Origin of the sequence: Nostoc sp. TCL240-02 (genome assembly GCF_013343235.1) — a bacterium.
Taxonomy (GTDB): Bacteria; Cyanobacteriota; Cyanobacteriia; order Cyanobacteriales; family Nostocaceae; genus Nostoc.
Genome location: NZ_CP040094.1, coordinates 5,993,394 through 6,018,010 on the forward strand (window position 1 = coordinate 5,993,394; position 24,617 = coordinate 6,018,010).

The window sequence follows — 24,617 nt, forward strand, 5'->3', positions numbered from 1 at the left end:
ATTGTCAACTATTGAGGACATCTCAGACTTTGTACAAAAACAGCGACAAAACATTAAATCTGATTGTGCAGAGTTGATTACACCACAAGAGAAAGTCTATTCTGTGTTTGATACCGAAACGCAAGCAAAGCTGGGATTATCTGCCTGTACTGAATAGTTTTTTATGAGAATTGCCCTATTTACCGAAACCTTTTTACCCAAGGTTGACGGCATTGTAACGCGCCTGCGCCATACTGTTGACCATCTACAGCGTAGTGGGAATCAAGTACTGGTAATTGCCCCTGATGGAGGCATTACTGAACACAAAGGCGCTAAAGTTTACGGCATTACTGGCTTTCCTTTGCCATTGTATCCAGAATTGAAAATGGCACTTCCCCGCCCAGCCATTGGGTACGCCTTAGAAGAGTTCAAGCCAGATGTGATTCATGTCGTAAATCCAGCCATTTTGGGTTTAGCTGGCATATTTTACAGCAAAATCCTCAAAATCCCCCTAGTAGCGTCTTACCATACCCATTTACCCCAATATCTTCAACATTACGGCTTGGGGATGCTAGAAGGTTTTCTTTGGGAACTGTTGAAAGGCGGTCATAATCAAGCAGCTTTGAATCTGTGTACCTCCACAGCAATGGTAGAGGAACTGACAGCACATGGGATTGAACGTGTAGATTTATGGCAGCGTGGGGTGGATACAGAATTTTTTCATCCCGATTTAGCTAATGTAGAGATGCGATCGCGTTTATCACAAAATCATCCAGAAAGTCCATTACTACTTTACGTTGGGCGGCTTTCTGCCGAAAAAGAAATTGAGCGCATTAAACCCATTTTAGAAGCAATTCCCGAAGCGCGGTTAGCATTAGTTGGAGATGGGCCACACCGTCAAGCACTAGAAAAACACTTTGCTGGGACAAATACTTATTTTGTTGGGTATCTTATGGGGCAAGAATTAGGTTCTGCCTTTGCGAGTGCTGATGCCTTTATCTTCCCTTCTCGTACAGAAACATTAGGCTTAGTACTACTAGAAGCGATGGCTGCTGGTTGTCCCGTGGTAGCAGCCCGTTCGGGGGGAATTCCTGATATTGTGACAGATGGGGTCAATGGATATCTTTTTGAGCCAACAGAAGATGTTCAAGGAGCGATAGCTGCTACTGTTCACCTCTTAGAACAAAAAGAACAACGAGACATCATCCGTCAAAATGCTCGCCAGGAAGCAGAAAGTTGGGGTTGGGCAGCTGCCACTAGTCAGCTACAAGATTACTACCAAAAGATAATACTTTCTGAACAGTTGACAAAATAAGAGGTAGGGAGTTGGGAGATAAGGGAGGCAGGGGAAGCAGGGGGCAGGGAGGCAGGGGAGGCAGGGGGCAGGGGGCAGGGGGCAGGGGAGCAGGGGGGACAAGGGGGAATTTTGAACAATTAATTGAACAAGTCTCTCTCTTGTCTCCCCCCTTTTCCTTGTCTCTTCTTTATGCCCAATGCCCCATGTCCAAAATCTAAAATCCCCATAACCGAAACAGACTCATGATACACGCCCATTTATTTATGGGGATTATTAATTTTGAATTTTGAATTTTTAATTCGGAGCGAAGCGACGTGACACTCCCCAACCCTGGCAGCGTCTTGGCTACATTAACTGAACTGACTCAAGTTAATCGGACTCACGCCTTATTAGGTCGCGTAAAAGATTTATCTGTTAATGAATTTGTTTGCCTACTCGACTTCATAACTGCTGAGTTCCAGCAATTTCTTAGAGCTATTGAACTAATCAATAATGAAGCTCTAGAAACTATGTTAGAGAAGGTACTAGAAGCTATCACACTTAAAATAGGTCAAATCCTGCAAGCAGAACACACAGCCATTTTTTTAGTTGACCATGACAAAGGTCAACTATGGTCAAAAGTTCCTCAAGATAATACCCAAAAATTCTTAGAAATTCGTACTCCTATGACTGTGGGTATTCCCGGTCATGTTGCCAGTACAGGTCAATATTTAAATATATCTGAAACTTATACTCATCCCTTATTTAGCCCAGAACTTGAAAAACAAATGGGCTACAAAATCCATAATATTTTATGTATGCCTGTTATCAGCAGCAAAAACCAAACTGTTGCGGTAGTTCAACTGGCTAATAAAACCGGGAATGTTCCGTTTAATCATGATGATGAAGAACGTTTTCGAGACTTTGCCGCTTCTATTGGTATTATTCTGGAAAGCTGCCAATCTTTTTATGTAGCTGCTCGGAATCAACGAGGCGCAACGGCTTTGTTAAGGGCAACTCAGACATTAGGGCAAAGTCTCGATTTAGAAGCAACTTTGCAAATAGTCATGGAACAAGCTCGAATTTTAATGCAAGCAGACCGTAGCACGTTGTTTTTATATCGTAAAGAGATGAGCGAACTCTGGACAAAAGTTGCGGCGGCAGATGGCACAAACTTGCTAGAAATCCGTATTCCAGCTAACCGAGGCATTGCTGGCTATGTGGCTTCTACTGGTCAAGCCTTAAATATTTCCGATGCCTACAAAGACCCCCGCTTTGACCCAAGTACAGATAGAAAAACTGGTTATGTGACTCGCAATATTCTATGTTTACCAGTATTTAATTCTGCAAATGAATTAATTGGCGTAACCCAATTAATTAATAAGCAACAAAACAGTTTTACTGCTTCTGATGAAGAGTTTATGCGGGCTTTTAATATTCAGGCAGGAATTGCCTTAGAAAATGCCCGTCTATTTGAAAATGTATTGTTAGAAAAACAGTATCAAAAAGACATTTTGCAAAGTCTGTCAGATGCGGTGATTTCTACAGATATGGCAGGTCGAATTGTCACAATTAATGATGCAGCCCTGGAGTTATTGGGTTGTCCTGTAAAAAATACTAATACCAAAAGTAACAAGCTTTTGTGGGAACAAAATTTGATTGGTCGCTTAGTTTGGGAAGTTGTGCCGATTGAAAATCTCCAAATGCGACTCGAAGATAGTTTAAAAACTGGAGCTAAACATTATGTGCCAGAGCAAACTTTGATGGTGGGAATTTCTCTAGTTAATAATGCTGTTAACGGTAGCGGGGCGTTTAGCGCTCAGTACTCAATTTTAGCACTGTGCGATCGCATTAATCCCGATGTGTTCATTCCCTGGAATCTACCCCTCACTCCCCAATCTGAGTTTTTTAGCGCTGATGAGGTGCAAATATTAGAGCGCAGTACGAATCTGACTGTCAATCCCCTAACTAACCCAGAAGGAGGTGTCAGAGGTGGTTTGGTGGTATTGGAAGACATCAGTCAGGAAAAACGGATGAAAACTACCATGTCCCGCTACTTAACACCCCATGTAGCCGAACAAGTTATGGCTCTGGGGGAGGATGCTTTAATGGTAGGTGAGCGTAAGGAAGTAACCGTATTGTTTTCTGATATCCGAGGCTACACAACACTTACAGAAAATCTTGGTGCAGCTGAAGTGGTATCCCTGCTCAATCAGTATTTTGAAACGATGGTAGAGGCAGTTTTTAACTACGAAGGCACTCTCGATAAATTTATTGGTGATGCATTAATGGCGGTATTTGGTGCGCCGCTACCTCTAACAGAAAATCATGCTTGGAGGGCTGTACAGTCAGCGTTAGATATGCGACAACGCTTAGAAGAATTTAACCATCGGAGAATTATCCAGGCGCAGCCACAAATTCATATTGGCATCGGCATTAGTTCTGGAGAAGTAGTTTCGGGTAATATTGGTTCCCGCAAACGGATGGATTACACCGTAATTGGAGATGGCGTAAATTTAAGTTCGCGCTTAGAAGCGGTAACTAAGGAATATGGTTGTGATATTATCTTAAGCGAATTTACTTATCAGCTTTGCAGCGATCGCATTTGGGTGCGCCAGTTAGATAAAATCCGAGTCAAAGGAAAACACCAGGCTGTAAATATATACCAGTTAATTGGCGATCGCAACACCCCTCTAGATGCCAATACCCAAGAGTTTTTGTATCACTATCATACTGGACGCGCTGCTTATTTATCGCGCAACTTCTCACAAGCGATCGCTTGTTTTAAAGCCGCCAAATACATCCAACCCAAAGACCAAGGTGTTGATATTCACCTAGAACGTGCGCGTAATTATTTACAAAATCCGCCCCCAGTGTCATGGGATGGTATTTGGACAATGCTTACTAAGTAGTCATTGGGCAGGGGAGCAGGGGGCATGGGGCATTGGTCATGAAGAAGAGACAAGGGAGACAAGGAAGAAGGGGGAGACAAGAGAGAGACTTGTTCAATAATTCCCCCTTGTCCCCCTTGTCCCCCTTGTCTCCCCTGCTCCCCTTGCCCCCGCCTCCTCAACCTTGAGCCTCCCCCTGGTCATCCTGAAACGGATCTTCACCAATTCGCAGTTCTTTCTTTGAGTGTTTCAACTGTTTCCATAGATCCTTTATTTGTTTGTAAGCTTCACCTGGAGGCAGCTTACCACCTGTTTCTAAGTTGCAAATGTAGCTTACTCGTTGGGCAAATTCCTGTAGATTCGCATTAAAAACCAGGTTTTCTGGCTTTACCTGTCCGTAGTAGCGACCACGAGGGTAGAGAAAATCATCCTTATTCACTATTTTGTTCTCCATTTATGAATTCACCTTCTATATTGAATGTCTGAAGCGAAATCACTAGCTACCTACCTTAATCTTTACTTTCGTCAGACTGAGGAAAACCAAACCATCCAACTCTTTTTCCAATTGGTTATGCAGGAATTACTTGATTCAGATTATGAGACTAGAGGATAAAGCTTGAAATGCTTTTGTTTGTTGTAAATGTTACAGAAAAATGTCTGTTAAAGTAACTGCTGCTAAAGTAACTAGAGAGAATATTTGATTTTCCTCCCGGTCGTCAATTGATCTCATCTTAATTTATGAAGTTCAAATTGTAATTAACTTCAGTCCAAACCCTGAATTAAAAACTATTAAAACGTATAAGTATATCTCACCAAAGCAGTTTTGCAAAAATAGTTACTTTTTAAGTAGTAAGAATACTGACAAAAGAATACTAAAACCAGAGTCACTTGTCCTCTGTTAAAAGTTAGAGATTCAATTGTTAATATTTAGCAACTGGCTAATGAGGGCATTGAGCATTGACAAAGATACATAGGGGCGGGGTGTTGCTCTTGCTGAGGGCAAAATTCCCCCTTGTTTACTCATACTTTTCTGCTCAATTCTCCGCGTCCTTACATCCTGTTCAAAAATCACCGATGGCTAATAGTTAATAACTAAAGATAAAATGGTTAAGCCCGAAAGGACAAAAATCGTCCATCGCCTAGAACTTTAACTGCCACCATGTCTGTGAATTCCAAGTTATACGAAGGCAAAGCAAAAATTCTCTATACAACGGACGATCCGGAAGTCTTGTTGGCTGATTTTAAGGACGATGCCACGGCGTTTAACGCCCAAAAACGTGGCAGTATCCAAGGAAAAGGAAAAATAAATTGTAGCATTTCCAGCCAGCTTTTTAAACAGTTAGAGGCTTATGGTATAAAGACTCACTTTATCGACAGCCCTACCCCGAATCAGATGCTGGTGAAGGCAGTAAAAATTTTACCCTTAGAAGTAGTGATCAGAAATATTGCAGCTGGCAGTCTGTGTCAACAAACAGGCTTGCCAGTGGGTACAATTCTGAAACAGCCTTTGGTTGAGTTTTATTACAAAAACGATCAGTTAGGAGATCCTTTGCTTACACGCGATCGCCTTTACCTGCTAGAACTAGCTACTGCGGAACAAGTAGATGCAATTACACATCTAGCATTGCAAATCAATGAATTTCTCAATAAATTTTGGCAGCAATGCGGCATTACCCTAGTAGACTTCAAGCTAGAGTTTGGTTTGGACTCACAACAGCAGTTGCTCTTGGCAGACGAAATTAGCCCCGACACCTGCCGTTTGTGGGATACCACAGAAGAGGACTCAAATCGCCGGGTAATGGACAAAGACCGTTTTCGCCGAGACTTAGGAAATGTAGAGGATGCTTACCAGGAGGTTTTACAAAGAGTGCTAAAAGCAGTAGAAACTACAACTTAAACAGGTAAAAACCAAAAGGTCAGAAGGAATTATATTTAACTTTTGCCTTTTGCCTTTTGCCTTGTAAAGTAAAAAAGCAAAAGAAAAAAATTATATTTTGAATTTTACCTTTGGCTTGAGGGCATTATTGCCTTGTCATGGTGTGTGTGTGGTCGTGAAGAGGAATCATAAGTAAAATGCGTTTATCTCCCGTATTGCTGGCAGCAATAGCAATTACAGTCCCTTTGGGCGGCTCATTGAGTGCCAAGGCAGAAACCGCCAAAACTTCAAAACAGACAACAGAAGTTTTGACACTAGAAACAAATCAGCAGCCAGAAAAGGACACTAGTCAGCTTGACTCTAGTAAAAATCTCAAATCTCGATCCAATCTCACAGGCATTATTATAAAGGAACAGAAATCTCGTATTGTCGCAGTTTACACTGCTAATCCAGCAGCGATGCCTGCGGCGGTCACTGAGCGCAGCCGAAGTGCGGGCGGCCATGCCTACGCGACACCAGGGGTAATAGTGCCAACCTCCACAACGCCAAAAACTGCACAACAAACCCCTCAAATCAATCCCAGCCCAACTCAACAGCCCTCTCCAGCCCCGGACATTCCACCGCCAGAAATTCAACAACCAACGTCTTCCCCAACTCCTGAGACAACTCCAGTCCCAGAGAATGTCAATCCACCGACAACAGAACCTTTATTACCTACAACTCCAGAACCATCTAGCGCTCCAGACGTTCCATTTCCAGATGGTCAACAACGAACACCTGCTCCAAGACCAGGTGCTACACCCAGTCCGCAGAATGTTAACCCGCCGACAACTCCAGAAAGTACTCAACCCAACACAGCCCCGGAAGCCAATGACCCCCGCGTACTGGTGTCGGAAGTACTCATTAGATCACAGTCTGGGCAACTATCACCAGAACTGGAAGAACAAGTTTACAGGGTAATTCGTACCCAACCAGGACGAACAACAACTCGCAGTCAACTGCAAGAAGATATTAACGCCATCTTTGGTACTGGCTTCTTCTCCAACGTCCAAGCATCACCAGAAGATACCCCCTTGGGAGTGCGGGTGAGCTTTGTTGTACAGCCTAACCCCGTCCTGAGCAAAGTAGAAGTGCAAGCCAATCCTGGCACTGGTGTTCCCTCTGTACTCCCACCTACTACTGTGGATGAAGTATTTAAGGAGCAGTATGGCAAAATCCTCAACTTGCGTGACTTGCAAGAAGGCATCAAGCAGTTAAACAAGCGGTATCAAGACCAAGGTTATGTTCTAGCCAATGTCATTGGAGCGCCCCAAGTCTCTGAAAACGGAGTTGTTACCTTACAAGTAGCAGAAGGTGTAGTAGAAAATATTAGAGTCCGGTTCCGCAACAAAGATGGTCAAGAGACAGACGAGAAGGGACAACCAATTCGCGGACGGACACAAGATTACATCATTACCCGAGAATTGGAGTTGAAGCCAGGGCAAACATTCAACCGCAACACGGTGCAAAAAGACCTACAGCGCGTGTATGGACTAGGGCTCTTTGAAGATGTGAATGTCTCCCTAGACCCTGGTACTGACCCCAGCAAGGTGGATGTAGTCGTGAATGTAGCCGAACGTAGCAGTGGTTCTATTGCGGCTGGGGCAGGGATTAGTTCTGCTAGCGGACTTTTTGGAACAGTTAGCTATCAACAGCAAAACCTGAACGGTAGAAACCAAAAACTGGGTGCAGAAGTGCAGGTGGGAGAACGGGAATTGTTATTTGATGTGCGGTATACAGACCCTTGGATTGCGGGAGATCCTTACCGGACTTCCTACACAACCAATCTTTTTCGCCGCAGTTCCATTTCATTGATTTTTGATGGCAAAGATGAAGATATTAGGACTTTTGACCCAAATAATCCTAGTAATACGGATGCTCAGGATCGCCCCCGCATTCTCCGTCTAGGTGGTGGTGTCACCTTTACCCGTCCTCTTTCCAGCAATCCTTACAAAACTTCCGTTTGGACTGCTTCAGCAGGTTTACAGTATCAACGAGTTTCCGCCCGTGATGCCGATGGCAATCTCAGAAAAACAGGAGCGGTATTCAATGATAATGGAGTGCCCCTCGACGAGAATGGAAACCCCACCGCCAATGGTCAACCACTAGAAATTCCACTTACCCTATCTCCGGGAGGTGAAGACGATTTACTACTGCTGCAACTAGGGGCACAGCGGGATCTCCGTAATAACCCATTGCAACCCACTAGCGGTTCTTATCTTCGCTTCGGGGTTGATCAGTCGGTTCCCATCGGACTAGGAAACATTCTCCTCACCAGATTGCGGGGTAGCTACAGCCAATATTTACCCATTAAGCTGATTAACCTTACCAAGGGGGCGCAAACCTTAGCATTTAACCTGCAAGCAGGAACCATCCTTGGTGACTTGCCTCCCTACGAAGCGTTTACTCTTGGAGGTAGCAACTCCGTCCGGGGTTACGAAGAAGGAGCATTAGGTAGTGGACGCTCTTACGTGCAAGCATCAGTTGAATATCGGTTCCCAGTTTTTTCAGTAGTCAGTGGCGCACTATTTTTTGATCTCGGCAGCGATCTGGGAACTAGCACCAGGGCGGCTGAAGTATTGAACAAAAATGGTAGTGGCTACGGTTATGGTCTTGGCGTTCGCGTCCAGTCTCCACTGGGGCCAATTCGTATTGACTACGGTATCAACGATGACGGAGATAGTCGGATTAATTTCGGTATTGGCGAAAGGTTCTAGTTTGTCATTAGTTCAGTTGTCATTGGTCATTAGTGAATCACAAAGGACAAATGACAATTAGCTTGCTAATTTTGACATTTACCTCAATACTGTTCCGATAAAGGGATTAATGACTTTTATAGGGGAATATCAGGGACTTTACCAAAACAGATGATGAACAATACTAAACAAAATATATTGACTTTTCGGCTATGCAACAGCACACTCTAGCAGCCGAAATCACCCAAGTAGGGGTGGGATTGCATAGCGGTGTGAATACCCAGGTGCGGATACTACCAGCTGAAACGGGAAGTGGACGCTACTTTGTGCGGGTGGATTTACCGGATTTGCCGATTATTCCAGCCCAAGTTGCGGCAGTTAGTCACACTGTTCTCTCAACTCAGTTGGGAAAAGGTGAGGTATATGTTCGCACAGTAGAACATTTGTTGGCAGCACTTTCGGGTATGGGTGTGGATAATGCTCGGATTGAAATTGATGGGCCAGAAGTCCCGCTTTTGGATGGTTCCGCAAGTGTGTGGACAGCTAACATTGCCCAAGTTGGCTTATTGTCACAACCCGTTAACAACCAATTTCCCTTGACTGTTACAGAACCAATATGGGTATATCAAGGAGATGCGTTTGTATGTGCCCTTCCAGCACCAGAAACTCGTTTTAGTTACGGTGTTGATTTTGACCTGCCCGCCATTGGTAATCAATGGTATAGTTGGTCACTAACTACTGAACTAGAAAAAGCTTCTGCTAGCTTTGCTGCCGAAATTGCTCCTGCCCGTACTTTTGGGTTACTGCATCAAATTGAACACTTACAAAAAACTGGGTTAATTAAAGGTGGTAGTTTGGATAATGCACTTGTTTGCGGGCCAGAAGGGTGGCTAAATCCCCCATTGAGATTCGCAAATGAACCAGTCCGTCATAAAATCTTGGATTTAGTAGGAGATTTGAGTTTACTAGGAGCTTTTCCTCGGGCTCATTTCTTAGCGTATAAAGCCAGCCATAATTTACACATTCAACTGGCTCAGAAAATTTTAGATTTTGGACTTCGACTTCGCTCAGTCGAACGATTTTAGACTTTGAATTTGGTCTAAAGCTTAAAATCCAGGATTATTAAGGTTTCGATCTGCGCTTGGCTGCTAAACTTTCAGATGAAAAATTAACCACACGACCAATGTCAATTCTCACTGAAGTGAATACTATCGATCCAACTACACCTACATCTACTGAACTACAGGCTATAAATGAGACTACGATCATCTCGGAAATTAAAACAACTTTCACATCTGAAGAAATTCAAAAATTACTACCCCACCGCTACCCATTTTTACTTGTAGATAAAATAATTGACTACGTTCCAGGTAAAAAAGCTGTTGGCGTTAAAAATGTTACTATCAACGAACCCCATTTCCAAGGACATTTCCCCGGTCGTCCACTGATGCCAGGGGTGCTAATTGTCGAAGCGATGGCACAAGTTGGGGGCATTGTTCTCACTCAAATGTCTTCAGTAGAAGGCGGGCTATTTGTCTTCGCTGGTATCGATAAAGTTCGCTTTCGGCGACAGGTCGTACCGGGGGATCAACTAGTAATGACGGTGGAACTGTTATGGGTAAAACAACGTCGTTTCGGTAAGATGCAAGGTCGTGCCGAAGTTGATGGTCAACTTGCTTGTGAAGGAGAATTAATGTTTTCTCTAGTTAGCTGAAAGTTTGCTTTCGTGGTGTGGGCATAGCCGTGAAATGCCCTTACTGAATTCTGATAAAGGATAACAGTTAAAAAAATCCACAACAGCATCTGATAATTTCTTGATTTTCGACTCCCTCTTTACGAGATGCTACTCGAACACACTTAACTTGCTTTGCCCGACACTTTTGTTCACTGAAATACTTAATGCTCTACTAGTTGCCTCGATGGGAGGGCAGTCTGTACAAATCTCTTAATCAGATTAACACGCTGCTTCATAAACCCTACCTGGCGCTGACTTATCAAGACAGTTCTGGAGATTCACCCTTGAAAACGCTAATTCATCCAACTGCTGTAATTCATCCGAAATCGGAACTCCACCATACAGTGCAAGTCGGTGCCTATGCTGTGATTGGAGCGCATGTCAAAGTGGGCCCTGAAACAATAATCGGCGCTCATGCTGTGTTAGAGGGGCCTTGTGAGATTGGGGCGCAAAATCAGATTTTTACAGGTGCAGCCATCGGTATGGAACCCCAGGATCTCAAGTTTGTGGGAGAACCAACTTGGGTCAAAATTGGTGATAACAACTTAATTCGTGAGTACGTTACTATTAACCGCGCTACTGGTGCTGGTGAAGCAACAGTAATTGGCGATGGTAACTTGCTGATGGCTTATGTCCATGTGGCCCATAACTGCGTAATTGAAGACCAGGTAGTGATTGCCAACTCTGTAGCCTTGGCGGGTCATGTGCATATTGAATCACGCGCCAGGCTGAGTGGGGTTTTAGGTGTCCATCAATTTGTGCGTATTGGTAGACACGCAATGGTGGGAGGTATGGCACGTATTGACCGAGATGTGGCCCCATATATGCTAGTAGAGGGAAATCCAGCGCGAGTGCGAACCCTCAACCTTGTAGGACTCAAAAGGTCTGGCATGGACTCAGCAGATTTGCTTGCGCTGAAAAAAGCCTTCCGCATTCTTTACCGTTCTGATTTGTCCTTTAAGGATGCCTTGGAAAAACTGGAACTTTTAGGGGATAGCGAACAATTACAACATCTGCGTCGCTTCCTGCTACTTTCTCAGATGCCAGGTAGACGTGGCTTGATTCCCGGTAAAGGGAAAAAAAGCACGAGTGATGAATCGTGAATTATGAGTTAGGAGTTATGGGTTAGGAGTTATGGTTAATGAATTGAATTTTTAACTCCTCACTCTTAACTTCTTACTTCTAACTTTTTATTCCTAAGTTTTTACTAATTACCAATTATCAAATGCGGATTTTTATCAGCACTGGCGAAGTATCTGGCGATTTACAAGGGTCGCTGCTAATTACAGCGCTGAAGCGTCAAGCTATGGCGATTGGGTTGAAATTAGAGATTGTGGCGCTGGGTGGTGAAAAAATGGTGGAGGCTGGGGCAATTCTGCTGGGCAATACTAGTAGTATTGGCTCAATGGGTATTCTAGAAGGTTTGCCTTATATTTTACCTACTCTCCAGGTACAACGTCAGGCGATCGCTTCCCTAAAACAAAATCCACCAGATTTAGTAGTGCTGATCGATTATATGACTCCCAATCTGGAAATTGGGACTTATATGAAACAGCAGTTACCAGATGTGCCTGTAGTGTATTACATTGCTCCCCAAGAGTGGGCTTGGTCATTAAGTTTGCGTAGAACTAACCGGATTATTGGTTTTACAGATAAGCTTTTGGCAATTTTCCCACAAGAAGCTCGTTACTTTCGTGAGAAAGGAGCAAAAGTTACTTGGGTAGGGCATCCTTTGGTTGACCGAATACAAGACGCTCCCAGTCGCCAAGCAGCGCGTGCAACACTGGGGATTGCACCAGAACAAATTGCGATCGCACTTCTCCCCGCCTCTCGCCGCCAAGAACTAAAATATCTTTTACCAATTATTTTTCAAGCCGCCCAAACTATTCAAGCTAAATTACCCAAAGTTCATTTCTGGATTCCCCTATCTTTGGAAGTCTATAGACAGCCAATTGAGGAGGCTATTAGGCGTTACGGTTTACGGGCGACAGTTCTATCAGGTCAACAAATAGAAGTTTTTGCTGCGGCTGATTTAGCCATTAGTAAATCTGGTACTGTCAATTTAGAGCTTGCTCTGTTAAATGTGCCCCAAGTTGTAGTTTACCGCCTCAGTCGCCTGACTGCTTGGATAGCTCGTAAAATCCTCAAAGGTTCTATCGCCTTTGCATCGCCACCAAACTTAGTTGTGATGAAGCCGATTGTGCCAGAATTTTTACAAGAGCAAGCCACAGCAGAGAATATTATCCAAGCCGCGATGGAACTACTACTCAATCCCAGTCGCAAAGAGCAAACTTTGCTAGATTATGAAGAAATGCGGCAAAGTTTAGGAGAAGTTGGAGTGTGCGATCGCGCTGCTCAAGAAATTTTGCAAATGGTGACGGAGAGTGGGGATTAGGGATTGGGGACTGGGAAAATTTTGTATATTTAATACTCAATCCCCAATACCTAATACCCAATACCCAACCCCCAATCCCTTTAGAGGTTTCATGGCTTATGAGATGAGAAAAAAAAGAGCGATCGCAGTTGATTTGTTCGCTGGCGCAGGTGGTATGACTCTTGGCTTTGAACAAGCTGGTTTTGACGTGCTAGCGTCTGTAGAAATCGACCCTATACACTGTGCAACACATGAGTTTAACTTTCCTTATTGCTCAGTGTTATGTCAAAGTGTTGTGGATACAACCGGCGAAGAAATCAGGAGCCGGTCTAAAATTGGCGATCGCGAAATTGATGTGGTAATTTGTGGCTCACCATGTCAAGGATTTTCTCTAATTGGTAAACGGGTTGTTGATGATCCGCGAAATTCTTTAGTGTTTCACTTTCATCGGCTGGTTTTTGAGCTAAAACCGAAATTCTTTGTAATGGAAAATGTTCGGGGAATCACAGTTGGCGAACATAAAAAAATCCTTCAATCTTTAATTAGTGAGTTTAAAATTTATGGCTATAAAGTAGAAGAAAATTACCAAATTCTCAATGCTGCAAATTACGGAGTACCACAGTCACGAGAGAGGTTATTTCTTATAGGTGCAAGGGAAGATGTAGAATTACCGAAATATCCTCAGCCGATTACAAAACCAGCATTACCAAATAATTTAACTTCTAAAAAAATATCTAATATCCCGTTGAGTCCTACAGTATGGGATGCAATTAAAGATTTACCTGAAATCGAAAACTATCCTGAGTTAGCAACAAGAGATTGGGTTATAGCAGAATACGAAAAGCCTAGTAACTATGCTCGTGTACTTCGCGGTCTTAAATTCCTGAACGATGATTATTCTTACAAACGTGAATATGATTTGCGAATCCTCTCTTCAAGTTTAATAACAAAACATTCTGCGGAAACTATTCAACGTTTTCAGGAGACAAAACAAGGTGAAAGGGAAAAAATTAGTCGTTTTCATAAGCTACATCCTGGTGGTGTCTGCAATACTTTAAGAGCTGGAACAGACAAATATAGGGGTTCCTTCACATCTCCTAGACCGATTCATCCATTTACACCTCGTTGTATTACAGTCAGGGAAGCGGCAAGATTACATTCTTACCCCGATTGGTTTAGATTTCATGCAACCAAATGGCACGGATTTCGGCAAGTTGGTAACTCTGTACCACCGCTACTAGCAAAGGCTGTGGCTGGTGAAATTATTCGTAGTTTGAATATTTCGCCTTTTAAGCCGAGTTTGCGATACAAGTTAGGAGACGAGAAGCTATTACAGTTTAAGATGTCGCAAGCGGAACAATATTATCAGCGTGACTAGTAATAATACACTTTGTAATATGTGCAAGGTTGGGCTAAGTCCAAATACGGAAAAATGTACTATCTTCCCAGATATTAGCAGCCGCTAGTGCGATCGCATTTACTTGCCACCGACGGCATTTTTCTGAGCGTAGTTGATATTTTTCTGATACTCTATTATTTTTTGTTGAGCGATTGCATAATTTGGGCTGGAAGATGGCACAGTTTTCATAAGTGCGATCGCAGCTTCCCACTCACTCACAACTATTTTCCACTCATCTGGAGATTTTGCTGACTGAGTAAGGTTAGCGGCATTAATTGCTTTACTTACTGCTTCTCGAAATGTATCAGTTTGAAGTAACACAGTCGGAGATTCTGAAATAACTGGTGAGGGTGTAACTAATATAGAACTTGATGGTATTTGTGTTGGATTTTTAGAGATTAGGGGAAATATTTCTATGAATTGTGAAGATAAATATATTACTATAGCAATTGAAAATATCAAAAAAATAACCAACCAATTTTTATTTAAATTACGATATTTATGTTTAGTCTTGGTAACTACAGTTTGTTCTTTATTAGATAAAACATTTGATTTCATTTTGTGTGCACCCATTTCACCGCGCAATCTACTAAGTTCTTGATCTGTATTAAAATCACTCTTGGATTTACTTGCGTCTGTTTTTTTAGTGCCAGAGTAAACAGATATTATTCGCTGTCTTACCAAATGTTCAATTTGATAAGTTAATGCCCCAGCAGAAATATAAAACAGCCCAAATATTAGTATTATATTCTTTTCAAATTCTGTATATGATTCAACTGGCTTAGTGTAGCTAATATTAAATAATGGCGAAATCATTGTGCAAAAAAAAAGCTGCTATCAGTGTAGAAATTGCAATTACAAGCCAAGCATACAATCCTTCCCACCAACTCATTATTCCTGGAAATAACCCTTTGATTCTACCTATTTCTGGTGCTTGAATTTCTGATATAAACCGACTAATAAGTAGGTGTAATAAGTGATGAGTAAAAGAAATTGTAGGAATAGGAGATAGGATTAACAGTATTGTCAACATAAAAAATAATTCGGGACTTTTTGCCAAATATGTAATTTGGTAGCCTACTTTTCCTGGATTAGTGAGTAAAAATATAATAAAGCTCAACAATAGATTCAAAATTAAGGCTTTTAACCAAGAAGTAGGATAAGGAAACCATAAAGGCCAGTAAAACTTTTGTAGGTTCTGTTTAGTAAATTCTTGAATATTAGGATTTTTCATAATTAACAAATGCGGAAAACTGAAAAATTATCGTCTATCTGAGTAACATTTACAAAATTTTTAGAGCTAGATATTTAATATTGCCTTGATTTATTACATTTTTGGCATAAGCCCCTGACTTAGAATCTTTCTCTGCACCTATACATGAGGCAAGTTAGATATTAACGTTCCTTTGTAATTACAGAGCTACCATTACTAATACTTACTTTCTGAATAAAAACGTCAGTACAAGATGATAAAATATCAGCGCCTATTTGATTAGCAATAAATTCAAAATCTTGGTTTGTTAATCCCCGCGCAGTATCGCCACTTAAGTTAATAAAAATAGTTAGAAGCTGGGGTTCAATAGAAGATTCTTCATTATCTGCTGCTTCTAATTCACCTTCTACTATGCCTAGATTAAACTCTTTACTCCAAGCTGGAAACTTCTTACCAGTTTGTTGCCCGTAAACTTTCACGTTTTCAACAGATACAGCCCCTAAACCAGTTAAACCTTTGCGAATAAATGGAACTAAAATTTGCTGATTTGGTACTTGGTCAGCTTCTAGCGTTACCTCTAAGCAAGCATCTTTGAAGGCCACTTTTGCAGCGATCCCTTTGGGGTGTAGGTGGCGGTTCATTAGAGATGCGATCGCATCTACATCTCCCTGTTTTGCAAGTTCCAGAATATTTGGCTGTGTCATAACCACTAAAAGTGAAAATCTAGGAAAATAAACTTATATTCTTAGGATTCCCTCTTAGCAGCCTTAAGTAACATTATGATGCAGAATATTAGCTAACCTGCGTTAAAATATTTAGTATAAAGATAGTCTTTCACAGACCTTTGCAAAAAATATATTTTCCCTGTATCAACATCAAAAACTATTGTTTTTGTGCTTGCCTTAACAGGATTAATATTAATCAATTTAATTACCATTTTCAATATGAAATTTGATCGAGATGTTGCTTGGCCTTCGACGCTGGAAGAAGCCATAGTTATCCAAGAAAAGCTGCGATATCAAGTAATTACTGAGGATCAACTAGAAGAACCTATCCAGTATGTTGCTGGAGTGGATATGGGTTTTGAAGCTGATGGAACCATTAGCCGTGCAGCTGTGGCAGTACTGAGTTTTCCCGATCTGCAAGTAATTGAGACGAGCCTAGCACACCGTCCTACTACCTTTCCTTATGTTCCTGGGTTCCTCTCATTTCGGGAAATTCCAGCTGTTCTCGATGCCCTGGAAAAGATTCAAACAACACCAGATATTATCCTGTGTGATGGTCAAGGAATTGCTCATCCCCGGAGATTAGGTATAGCTAGCCACTTAGGGTTACTGATAGATATGCCAACAATTGGTGTAGCCAAGTCCAGGTTGGTAGGTAAGTATGAGGAATTGCCAGAAGCCAAAGGCAGCACGCAACCACTGATATATGAGGGTGAAACCGTTGGGGCTGTTTTGCGATCGCGCGCAGGAGTAAAACCTCTGTACATCTCTAGCGGTCATAGAATTAGTTTACCAACAGCAATTGACTATGTATTACGCTGCACGCCAAAATATCGGCTACCAGAAACTACACGCATTGCTGATAAACTAGCGTCGGACAGATAAATCTTGTTGAAGTTTTTTCTAAATACTTGCTTGAATCTACGCAATCGTGTTAGGAATCGCACAGAAAGAAGTTGAAGTAGCTAAATACGAATTACGAAGTTAGAACAATGAACGCACTAACTTTACAGTGGCACGATGCAGGTCAAGATAAAACTCAGAATATTTACGAACAACAGCCAAGTCAAAATCTTGGTACTGTCCGTATTGGTCGTGATCCCCTACGGTGCGATATTGTTTTGAGTCATCCTACTGTATCTGGTCTGCACGTTGAAATCTTTTTTCATCACCAGCAACAGCGCTTTTATATCAGAAATTTGCGATCGCAAAATCCCCCCCTGATCGATGGACGGCAATTAGTCCAAGGTGAAATGCCTTTAACAGATGGTACTAGTATCTCTTTGGGACAAATAAAACTCAACGTTACTAAAGTTTCCACAGGCAGCATTCCAGCAACAATTTTAATGCCACCGCATCCCGGACATCATCACCATTTACCAACACCTCCCGCACCACCGCTAGGAATTTATGGTCTAGAATGCCCCAAATGTCATAAAGTTTCCCCAGGAGAGAATTTACAAATTGGCTGTCATTGGTGTGGGACATCTTTGGCTGCTGCTGTGAGTGTGTTAGTAGCACCGGGTAGTTGAAGAGAAGGGCAGAGGGGAATAACTGATGACAAATGACTTACAAATTCAATTGAGTTGGGAAGAACCAGCGACAGGAGAACGGCGAGAACCAAGGTTGAATATACCGATCGCTTTTGGTCGGGAATTCCCTCGCTTACCTGCCGAACTTAGGGGAATGCGCGTTTCTCGGATGCTGCTTAACAGTAACGAGGTTTCTCGCTACCATGCCCTAATTGACTGGGAACAAGACCAGCTAGTGGTGATTGACCAAGGCAGCGTTAACGGTGTATATGTCAACGGTAAACAACAAACGCGCAGTGTTTTGGCTAATGCCGATACATTGCAAATTGGCCCTTATGTAATCACAGTGAAATTTGGTGCTAGCGTCTCTGAACCAGATACCAGCCCCCCTTCAACGATTCACTTCAACGCAAATACCAATCTTCCAGACCCCACATTGCCTGTAGCCCAGCCGCTAACGCCCTTGGCAAGTAATTTTCCGCCACTAGCGTTTCAATCGGAAAATGTCGCCGTGCAAGCGCTTTATGCTACAGGTCTATCAGTAGATGAATCTGATTATCTAGCGATCGGGGCGGGATTGGGTAGCTTTGTTTGGGCTGATTTGCTGCGACTTAGTGGTGTGCGTGCTGACAAGATTGTAGCTTTGGGATTGGAAGCAGAGCCTTATGCTCGTTACAAGCGTCTTTGTTTGAATTCGCAAATTCCCTTATATGAAAGACTGCGTTCTAATTCTGACTCTTGCCCTGATAATATTTGGGGCTGGCCTAGTTATGCCTTGCGCGAAGCTTGGCGTGATTGCAGCAAGGGACAGATAAACTCAGCATTGAAGTATTTGTGGCAAGTATTTGCAGAACCAACATTTGCAGAAACTTATACACCCCGTGCGGGTAATGTCTTTGATTCCATAGATAGGGAGGCGAAGCGTATTGGTTGGAATCAAATTTATCGCTATGGACGAGTTAGGGCAATTCGCAAAACTGATGATGGCAGATATTGCGTAGCCTATTCTCGCGCCCCAGGAAATTATGCTTTTTTAGTTACTCGTTATTTACATTTAGCTACTGGATATCCAGCAATTCAGTTTCTTCCAGATTTGCAAGCTTATAGAGAAAAATATCAAGATTTTAAATCTGTCGTCAATGCTTATGAAGCACATGATCATGTTTATGAGCAACTAGAGCGACAAGGTGGTACGGTATTGATTCGGGGGCGGGGAATTGTGGCTTCGCGGATTATTCAGCGCATTTATGAAGCCAGAAAGCGAAATCGGAATATTGCAGTTTTGCATTTAATGCGATCGCCTAAACCTCAAGGCAACAAATTTCAAAATACCCAGCGCCTAGTCAAAAATCATTACGAATTTCAACCTTTTAACTGGCCAAAAGCCTGTTGGGGCGGCGAACTCCGGGCAATGTTAGAAAAAGCTACCCCCGATGAACGCAAGCGTTTACTAGCAGACTGGGGTGGAACTACCACCGCTGACCGCCAAGACTGGCAGCAAATTACTGCCCAGGGTATCAGCGAAGGCTGGTATCAAATTACCTTCGGAGAGGTTTTGGATGTAGAACGAGATGCCCAAAACCGGACTATTACCCATATCCGAGAACAAAGCTTTGGGGAAATGAAATTACTAGCTGATTTTATTGTTGATGCTACTGGACTGGATGCGAAAGTAGATGCCAATCCTCTGATAGCAGATTTAGTGAAACATTACAATCTCCCAGTAAATCATCTGGGACGGTTGAATGTAGCGAACAATTTTGAACTAGTAGAAATGCGTAGTGGCAAAGGTCAAATGTATGCTGCTGGGGCTATTACTTTAGGTGGCCCTTATGCTGCCGTTGATAGTTTTTTGGGCTTGCAATATGCTGCATTAGTCGCCGTTGATGGACTCGCCGCCACCCGTGCGCCTGGAGTTAATCGTTTGAATACTATAAGTTCTTTTAGGCAGTGGTTGAAGTGGGTGTTAAATCAGTCACCTTAGTTTAATAAATTCCAGGAAATATACTTGATGAAGGAATGGCGATCGCTCTTGTCGATCCCATTCCCAATAAAACTGTAGCCGCCAGTGCAATGATGAAAGCTGTTAGTGTTATTGGTACTAAGAAAATTGCTACAGCAACTGTGAGTAAAGCAACTTCTAAAGTAGTTGCTATCTTAGCAACTAAAACTGCAACAAAGGTAGCAACAGAAGGAACAGGTGAAGTTGCTGCTGGACTTTTAGGTTTAGAACTACTTAATCCTATTGCTGGTTTAGGAGTTTTAGCATGGGATATCTGGGATCATTATCATACAGTTAAAGTATAAAGACCAATTCTAAAAGGAAACCTCAACAATTATTTGAATGAGGTAAAAGACTCATTACTGAATGATAAGGAAAATGGAATTTTGTCTTCAGTGAATAAATTCCATGATGGAATTATAGATACTTTAAATAGCAAGCCAATATTGGCTAAATAAAAGTTGCTTGTTCGTCAGCAGATACCAAGTTTCTGTTGTTTTTTGTTTGGTATAATCCGCAATTACATAATTGAAGGCTGCCTATGCTGACTAAAAAATATTTTTTAGTCAGCATAGGCAAGTTTTGTTTTGTAACTGCTCTATTATTGTTTAATAGTTATTTAGTTATTAAAAATGTAACAATAAATTTACAAATATGTGAGCCAATACTTTTATATAAAGTCAACAATTACGAAGAAATATTTCGTTTTTTATATCGATTTGTGTCATATAGGCGATAAAATGCCTACTGGGCAAGCGTTTTCTGATAAAAAACAGATATTGCCTAAAAGATCACAAGTTACCTGTGGCTGATGATGCCGCTAGGAACTTCCTTCAGAGAACACGCATCAAAGGAGCCGAAGAAGCATGTTCACACACGTCAAGTCCACCATTAGACACATTGCGCCTGATAACTTACGCGGACGTAGTTTAATCAAGGTGGTCTATGTCGTGCTTGAGTCCCAGTACCAGAGCGCATTGTCGCAAGCGGTTCGCACCATTAACGCGAACAATCCCAACTTGGCGATTGAAATCAGCGGGTACTTGATTGAGGAACTCCGCGACCCAGAGAATTACGAGGAGTTTAAACGAGAAGTTGAGAATGCGAATATCTTCATCGCTTCTCTCATATTCATCGAAGACTTAGCACAGAAAGTAGTAGCGGCAGTAGAACCACACCGCGATCGCTTGGACGTTTCCGTTGTCTTTCCCTCGATGCCAGAGGTAATGCGCCTGAGTAAAATGGGCAGCTTTTCCCTGGCACAGTTGGGTCAGTCAAAAAGTGCGATCGCCCAATTCATGCGGAAACGCAAAGAAAAATCCGGTGCGGGATTTCAAGATGGGATGCTAAAGCTTTTGCGAACCCTGCCGCAAGTGCTGAAGTTTTTACCAATGGACAAGGCACAGGATGCCCGAAATTTCATGCTCAGTTTTCAGTATTGGCTAGGTGGTTCTCCAGAAAATCTGGAAAACTTCTTGCTGATGCTAGCTGATAAATATGTATTTAAAGGTTTAGATAAACAAGATTTTGCACCTTCTACATACGAACAGCCGGTGGTTTATCCCGATTTAGGGATTTGGCATCCTCTGGCTCCCAGTATGTTTGAAGATGTTAGAGAATACCTCAATTGGTATACAGCTCGTAAGGATATTTCTAGCGATCTAAAAGATCCCCTAGCTCCTTGTGTCGGGTTAGTATTGCAACGCACTCACCTAGTTACAGGGGATGATGCCCATTATGTGGCAATGGTGCAGGAGTTGGAAGCATTAGGCGCACGGGTACTACCTGTGTTTGCTGGTGGTTTGGACTTCTCCAAGCCTGTGGATGCATACTTTTATGAACCGACTACTAATATACAGTTGGTAGATGCAGTAATATCACTGACTGGTTTTGCTTTAGTGGGTGGCCCAGCTAGACAAGACCATCCCAAGGCAATTGAATCACTCAAACGCTTAAATCGTCCTTACATGGTGGCGTTACCCTTAGTATTCCAAACCACAGAAGAGTGGATGGATAGCGATTTAGGGTTACATCCAATTCAAGTAGCTTTGCAAATTGCAATCCCGGAATTGGATGGGGCAATTGAGCCGATAATTTTATCAGGTAGAGATGGGGCTACAGGGAAAGCGATCGCACTGCGCGATCGGGTTGAAGCAGTAGCCGAACGCGCCTTAAAATGGGCTAACCTCCGCCGTAAGCCAAAACTTGATAAGAAAGTCGCCATCACCGTTTTCAGCTTCCCGCCAGATAAAGGCAACGTCGGAACCGCCGCTTACTTAGATGTATTCGGTTCCATCTACGAGGTGATGAAAGCCCTCAAAAATAACGGCTACGACTTACCCGAATTGCCAGAATCAGCCGAAGCGTTGATGCAAGAAGTCATCCATGACGCTCAAGCGCAGTACAACAGCCCAGAACTGAACGTTGCTTACAAAATGTCGGTTCCTGAGTATGAGGCGCTGACTCCTTACTCTCAACGCCTAGAAGAAAACTGGGGCCCACCTCCGGGACATCTCAACAGTGACGGGCAAAATCTGCTGATTTATGGTAAGCAATTCGGTAACGTCTTCATCGGTGTCCAACCCACATTTGGTTACGAAGGCGACCCGATGCGGCTGTTGTTCTCCCGTTCAGCTAGTCCTCACCACGGTTTTGCTGCTTACTACACTTACCTAGAACAAGTTTGGAAAGCTGATGCTGTACTGCACTTTGGTACACACGGTTCCTTAGAATTCATGCCAGGTAAACAGATGGGGATGTCTGGTGATTGTTATCCAGATAACTTGATTGGCTCAATTCCCAACCTGTATTACTACGCAGCGAATAATCCGAGTGAAGCGACAATTGCCAAACGCCGGAGTTATGCCGAAACCATTTCTTACTTGACACCGCCGGCAGAAAATGCTGGTTTGTATAAAGGTTTAAAAGAACTCAGCGAGTTAATTGCTTCTTACCAAACCTTAAAAGATAGTGGACGCGGTATTTCCATTGTTAATAGCATCATGGATAAATGCCGGATCGTGAATCTGGATAAGGATATTCACCTGCCAGAAACCGATGCCAGAGACATGAGTGCCGACGATCGCGATAATATTGTTGGCAACGTCTACCGCAAGTTGATGGAAATCGAGTCGCGGTTGTTGCCTTGTGGTTTGCACGTCATTGGTAAACCGCCAAGTGCAGAAGAAGCGATCGCAACTCTGGTCAACATTGCTAGTCTAGATCGTCAGGAAGAAGGAATTCAAGGCTTGCCGGGAATTATCGCCAATAGCCTTGGGCGTAACATTGACGATATTTACCAAAATAACGACAGAGGCATTTTAGAAGATGTCCAGTTACTCCAAGACATCACCTTGGCAACCCGTGCAGCAGTTACCGCACTTGTCCAAGAGCAAATCGACGCGGAAGGACGAGTTTCTCTAGTTTCCCGGTTGAATTTCTTCAACATGGGCAAAAAAGAACCTTGGGTAGAATCATTGTATAAAGCAGGTTATCCCAAAGTTGATAGCGCAGCCTTAAAACCCCTATTTGAGTATTTGGAATTCTGCCTAGAGCAAGTTTGTGCCGACAACGAACTCGGAGCATTACTCAAAGGCTTAGAAGGCGAGTACGTCCTACCTGGCCCTGGTGGCGATCCCATCCGCAACCCGGATGTATTACCCACAGGTAAGAATATCCACGCACTCGATCCACAATCCATCCCAACAACAGCAGCAGTACAATCAGCCAAAATCGTTGTAGACAGGCTTTTGATCCGCAACAAGGCTGAAAACGAAGGAAAATGGCCAGAAACCATCGCCTGTGTCCTTTGGGGAACCGATAACATCAAAACTTACGGTGAATCCCTAGCCCAAATTATGTGGATGGTGGGCGTGCGTCCAGTTCCCGATGCCTTGGGACGGGTAAACAAGTTGGAATTGATATCTTTAGAAGAGTTGGGAAGACCCAGAATTGATGTGGTAATCAACTGTTCTGGTGTATTCCGCGACTTGTTCATCAACCAAATGAACCTGCTAGACCAAGGCGTGAAGATGGCAGCTGAGGCAGATGAACCCTTAGAAATGAACTTTGTTCGCAAACACGCTTTGCAACAAGCTGAAGATATGGGGATTAATCTGCGTCAAGCAGCAACGCGCGTTTTCTCCAACGCTTCTGGTTCCTACTCGTCAAATATCAACTTGGCGGTAGAAAACAGCACTTGGGATAGCGAAGCCGAGTTACAGGAAATGTATCTCAACCGGAAATCCTTCTCTTTCAATTCCGATAACCCCGGAATTATGGACGAATCCCGGCAGATTTTTGAAAGTACATTGAAAACTGCTGATGCAACTTTCCAAAATTTGGATTCTTCTGAGATTAGCTTAACGGACGTTTCCCATTACTTCGATTCAGATCCTACTAAGCTGGTGGCAAGTCTGCGGGGTGACGGTAAAAAACCAGCATCTTATATTGCAGATACAACCACAGCTAATGCCCAAGTGCGGACATTATCAGAAACCGTGCGTTTGGATGCGCGTACCAAATTGTTAAATCCCAAATGGTATGAGGGGATGCTGAATCACGGTTATGAAGGTGTGCGTGAACTCTCCAAGCGATTGGTAAATACAGTGGGTTGGAGTGCTACAGCCGGCGCTGTGGATAACTGGATTTACGAGGATACTAACGAAACCTTCATCAAAGATGAAGAAATGCAGAAACGATTGCTGAACCTGAATCCCCATTCTTTCCGCAAGGTTGTATCCACTTTGTTGGAAGTGAATGGACGCGGTTATTGGGAGACTAGCGAGGAGAATTTAGATCGTCTGCGTGAGTTGTACCAAGAAGTTGAAGACCGAATTGAAGGGATTGAGTAGGTTTACACATCATAACCAATAAGGTAT

19 protein-coding genes are annotated in these 24,617 nt (G+C 42.9%); 15 read left to right on the forward strand and 4 right to left on the reverse strand.

Going from position 1 to position 24,617, the window contains the following annotated elements; translation table 11 throughout:
- The first annotated feature begins 1 nt into the window (after position 1).
- The 3 genes from FBB35_RS34020 to FBB35_RS25565 all read left to right on the forward strand — a co-directional run bounded on the left by FBB35_RS34020 (position 2) and on the right by FBB35_RS25565 (position 4,167).
- On the forward strand, positions 2-157 hold the full coding sequence (locus FBB35_RS34020) for a hypothetical protein (RefSeq protein ID WP_217481674.1): 156 nt from the start codon (positions 2-4) through the stop codon (positions 155-157).
- A 6-nt stretch (positions 158-163) separates the two neighbouring features.
- Positions 164-1,294, forward strand: a complete 1,131-nt coding sequence (locus FBB35_RS25560; RefSeq protein ID WP_174711960.1) for a glycosyltransferase family 1 protein — start codon at positions 164-166, stop codon at positions 1,292-1,294.
- 296 nt (positions 1,295-1,590) lie between these two features.
- A complete protein-coding gene (locus FBB35_RS25565; RefSeq protein ID WP_174711961.1) occupies positions 1,591-4,167 on the forward strand; it encodes a GAF domain-containing protein in 2,577 nt (858 codons plus the stop codon).
- Between the two features lie 157 nt (positions 4,168-4,324).
- On the opposite strand, the gene FBB35_RS25570 is transcribed toward FBB35_RS25565, so the two are convergent.
- Positions 4,325-4,600 (reverse strand): hypothetical protein, encoded by a 276-nt coding sequence (locus FBB35_RS25570; RefSeq protein ID WP_174711962.1) that lies wholly within the window; start codon positions 4,598-4,600, stop codon positions 4,325-4,327.
- Between the two features lie 705 nt (positions 4,601-5,305).
- On the opposite strand from FBB35_RS25570, the gene purC reads away from it, so the two are divergent.
- The 7 genes from purC to FBB35_RS25605 all read left to right on the forward strand — a co-directional run bounded on the left by purC (position 5,306) and on the right by FBB35_RS25605 (position 14,244).
- Positions 5,306-6,043, forward strand: coding sequence for a phosphoribosylaminoimidazolesuccinocarboxamide synthase (purC, locus tag FBB35_RS25575; protein WP_174711963.1), 738 nt, complete (start codon positions 5,306-5,308; stop codon positions 6,041-6,043).
- A gap of 176 nt (positions 6,044-6,219) precedes the next feature.
- Positions 6,220-8,778, forward strand: coding sequence for a BamA/TamA family outer membrane protein (locus FBB35_RS25580; protein ID WP_174711964.1), 2,559 nt, complete (start codon positions 6,220-6,222; stop codon positions 8,776-8,778).
- Between the two features lie 191 nt (positions 8,779-8,969).
- A complete protein-coding gene (lpxC, locus tag FBB35_RS25585) occupies positions 8,970-9,842 on the forward strand; it encodes a UDP-3-O-acyl-N-acetylglucosamine deacetylase (protein ID WP_174711965.1) in 873 nt (290 codons plus the stop codon).
- Between the two features lie 98 nt (positions 9,843-9,940).
- On the forward strand, positions 9,941-10,471 hold the full coding sequence (fabZ, locus tag FBB35_RS25590; RefSeq protein WP_174711966.1) for a 3-hydroxyacyl-ACP dehydratase FabZ: 531 nt from the start codon (positions 9,941-9,943) through the stop codon (positions 10,469-10,471).
- A gap of 305 nt (positions 10,472-10,776) precedes the next feature.
- Entirely contained in the window at positions 10,777-11,595 is an 819-nt protein-coding gene (gene lpxA / locus FBB35_RS25595; protein WP_174711967.1) for an acyl-ACP--UDP-N-acetylglucosamine O-acyltransferase, read from the forward strand.
- Between the two features lie 122 nt (positions 11,596-11,717).
- Entirely contained in the window at positions 11,718-12,887 is a 1,170-nt protein-coding gene (gene lpxB / locus FBB35_RS25600; protein ID WP_174711968.1) for a lipid-A-disaccharide synthase, read from the forward strand.
- A gap of 91 nt (positions 12,888-12,978) precedes the next feature.
- On the forward strand, positions 12,979-14,244 hold the full coding sequence (locus FBB35_RS25605) for a DNA cytosine methyltransferase (RefSeq protein ID WP_174711969.1): 1,266 nt from the start codon (positions 12,979-12,981) through the stop codon (positions 14,242-14,244).
- A 99-nt stretch (positions 14,245-14,343) separates the two neighbouring features.
- On the opposite strand, the gene FBB35_RS25610 is transcribed toward FBB35_RS25605, so the two are convergent.
- From FBB35_RS25610 to FBB35_RS25620, 3 genes are all read right to left on the reverse strand, one after another.
- On the reverse strand, positions 14,344-15,081 hold the full coding sequence (locus FBB35_RS25610; protein WP_174711970.1) for a hypothetical protein: 738 nt from the start codon (positions 15,079-15,081) through the stop codon (positions 14,344-14,346).
- On the reverse strand, positions 15,062-15,499 hold the full coding sequence (locus tag FBB35_RS25615) for a hypothetical protein (protein ID WP_174711971.1): 438 nt from the start codon (positions 15,497-15,499) through the stop codon (positions 15,062-15,064). The genes FBB35_RS25610 and FBB35_RS25615 overlap by 20 nt, the downstream gene beginning before the upstream one ends.
- Positions 15,500-15,660: 161 nt before the next feature.
- The gene (locus tag FBB35_RS25620) at positions 15,661-16,182 is read right to left on the reverse strand and encodes a hypothetical protein (RefSeq protein WP_174711972.1); all 522 of its coding nucleotides are present in this window, start codon (positions 16,180-16,182) and stop codon (positions 15,661-15,663) included.
- A gap of 240 nt (positions 16,183-16,422) precedes the next feature.
- Here FBB35_RS25620 and nfi point away from each other — a divergent pair, with 240 nt between their 5' ends.
- The 5 genes from nfi (at position 16,423) to FBB35_RS25645 (ending at position 24,590) form a co-directional block, all read left to right on the forward strand.
- Positions 16,423-17,088, forward strand: a complete 666-nt coding sequence (nfi, locus tag FBB35_RS25625) for a deoxyribonuclease V (RefSeq protein ID WP_174711973.1) — start codon at positions 16,423-16,425, stop codon at positions 17,086-17,088.
- Between the two features lie 107 nt (positions 17,089-17,195).
- Positions 17,196-17,735 carry an FHA domain-containing protein gene (locus FBB35_RS25630; RefSeq protein ID WP_174711974.1) on the forward strand — a complete coding sequence of 180 codons (540 nt, stop codon included), beginning with the start codon at positions 17,196-17,198 and terminating at the stop codon, positions 17,733-17,735.
- A gap of 25 nt (positions 17,736-17,760) precedes the next feature.
- The gene (locus FBB35_RS25635) at positions 17,761-19,719 is read left to right on the forward strand and encodes an FHA domain-containing protein (RefSeq protein WP_174711975.1); all 1,959 of its coding nucleotides are present in this window, start codon (positions 17,761-17,763) and stop codon (positions 19,717-19,719) included.
- 35 nt (positions 19,720-19,754) lie between these two features.
- Positions 19,755-20,042: a hypothetical protein gene (locus tag FBB35_RS25640; protein ID WP_174711976.1), complete on the forward strand. Its 288-nt coding sequence runs from the start codon at positions 19,755-19,757 to the stop codon at positions 20,040-20,042.
- Between the two features lie 561 nt (positions 20,043-20,603).
- Complete coding sequence (locus tag FBB35_RS25645) at positions 20,604-24,590, forward strand: magnesium chelatase subunit H (RefSeq protein ID WP_174711977.1); 3,987 nt, start codon at positions 20,604-20,606, stop codon at positions 24,588-24,590.
- Positions 24,591-24,617 lie beyond the last annotated feature (27 nt).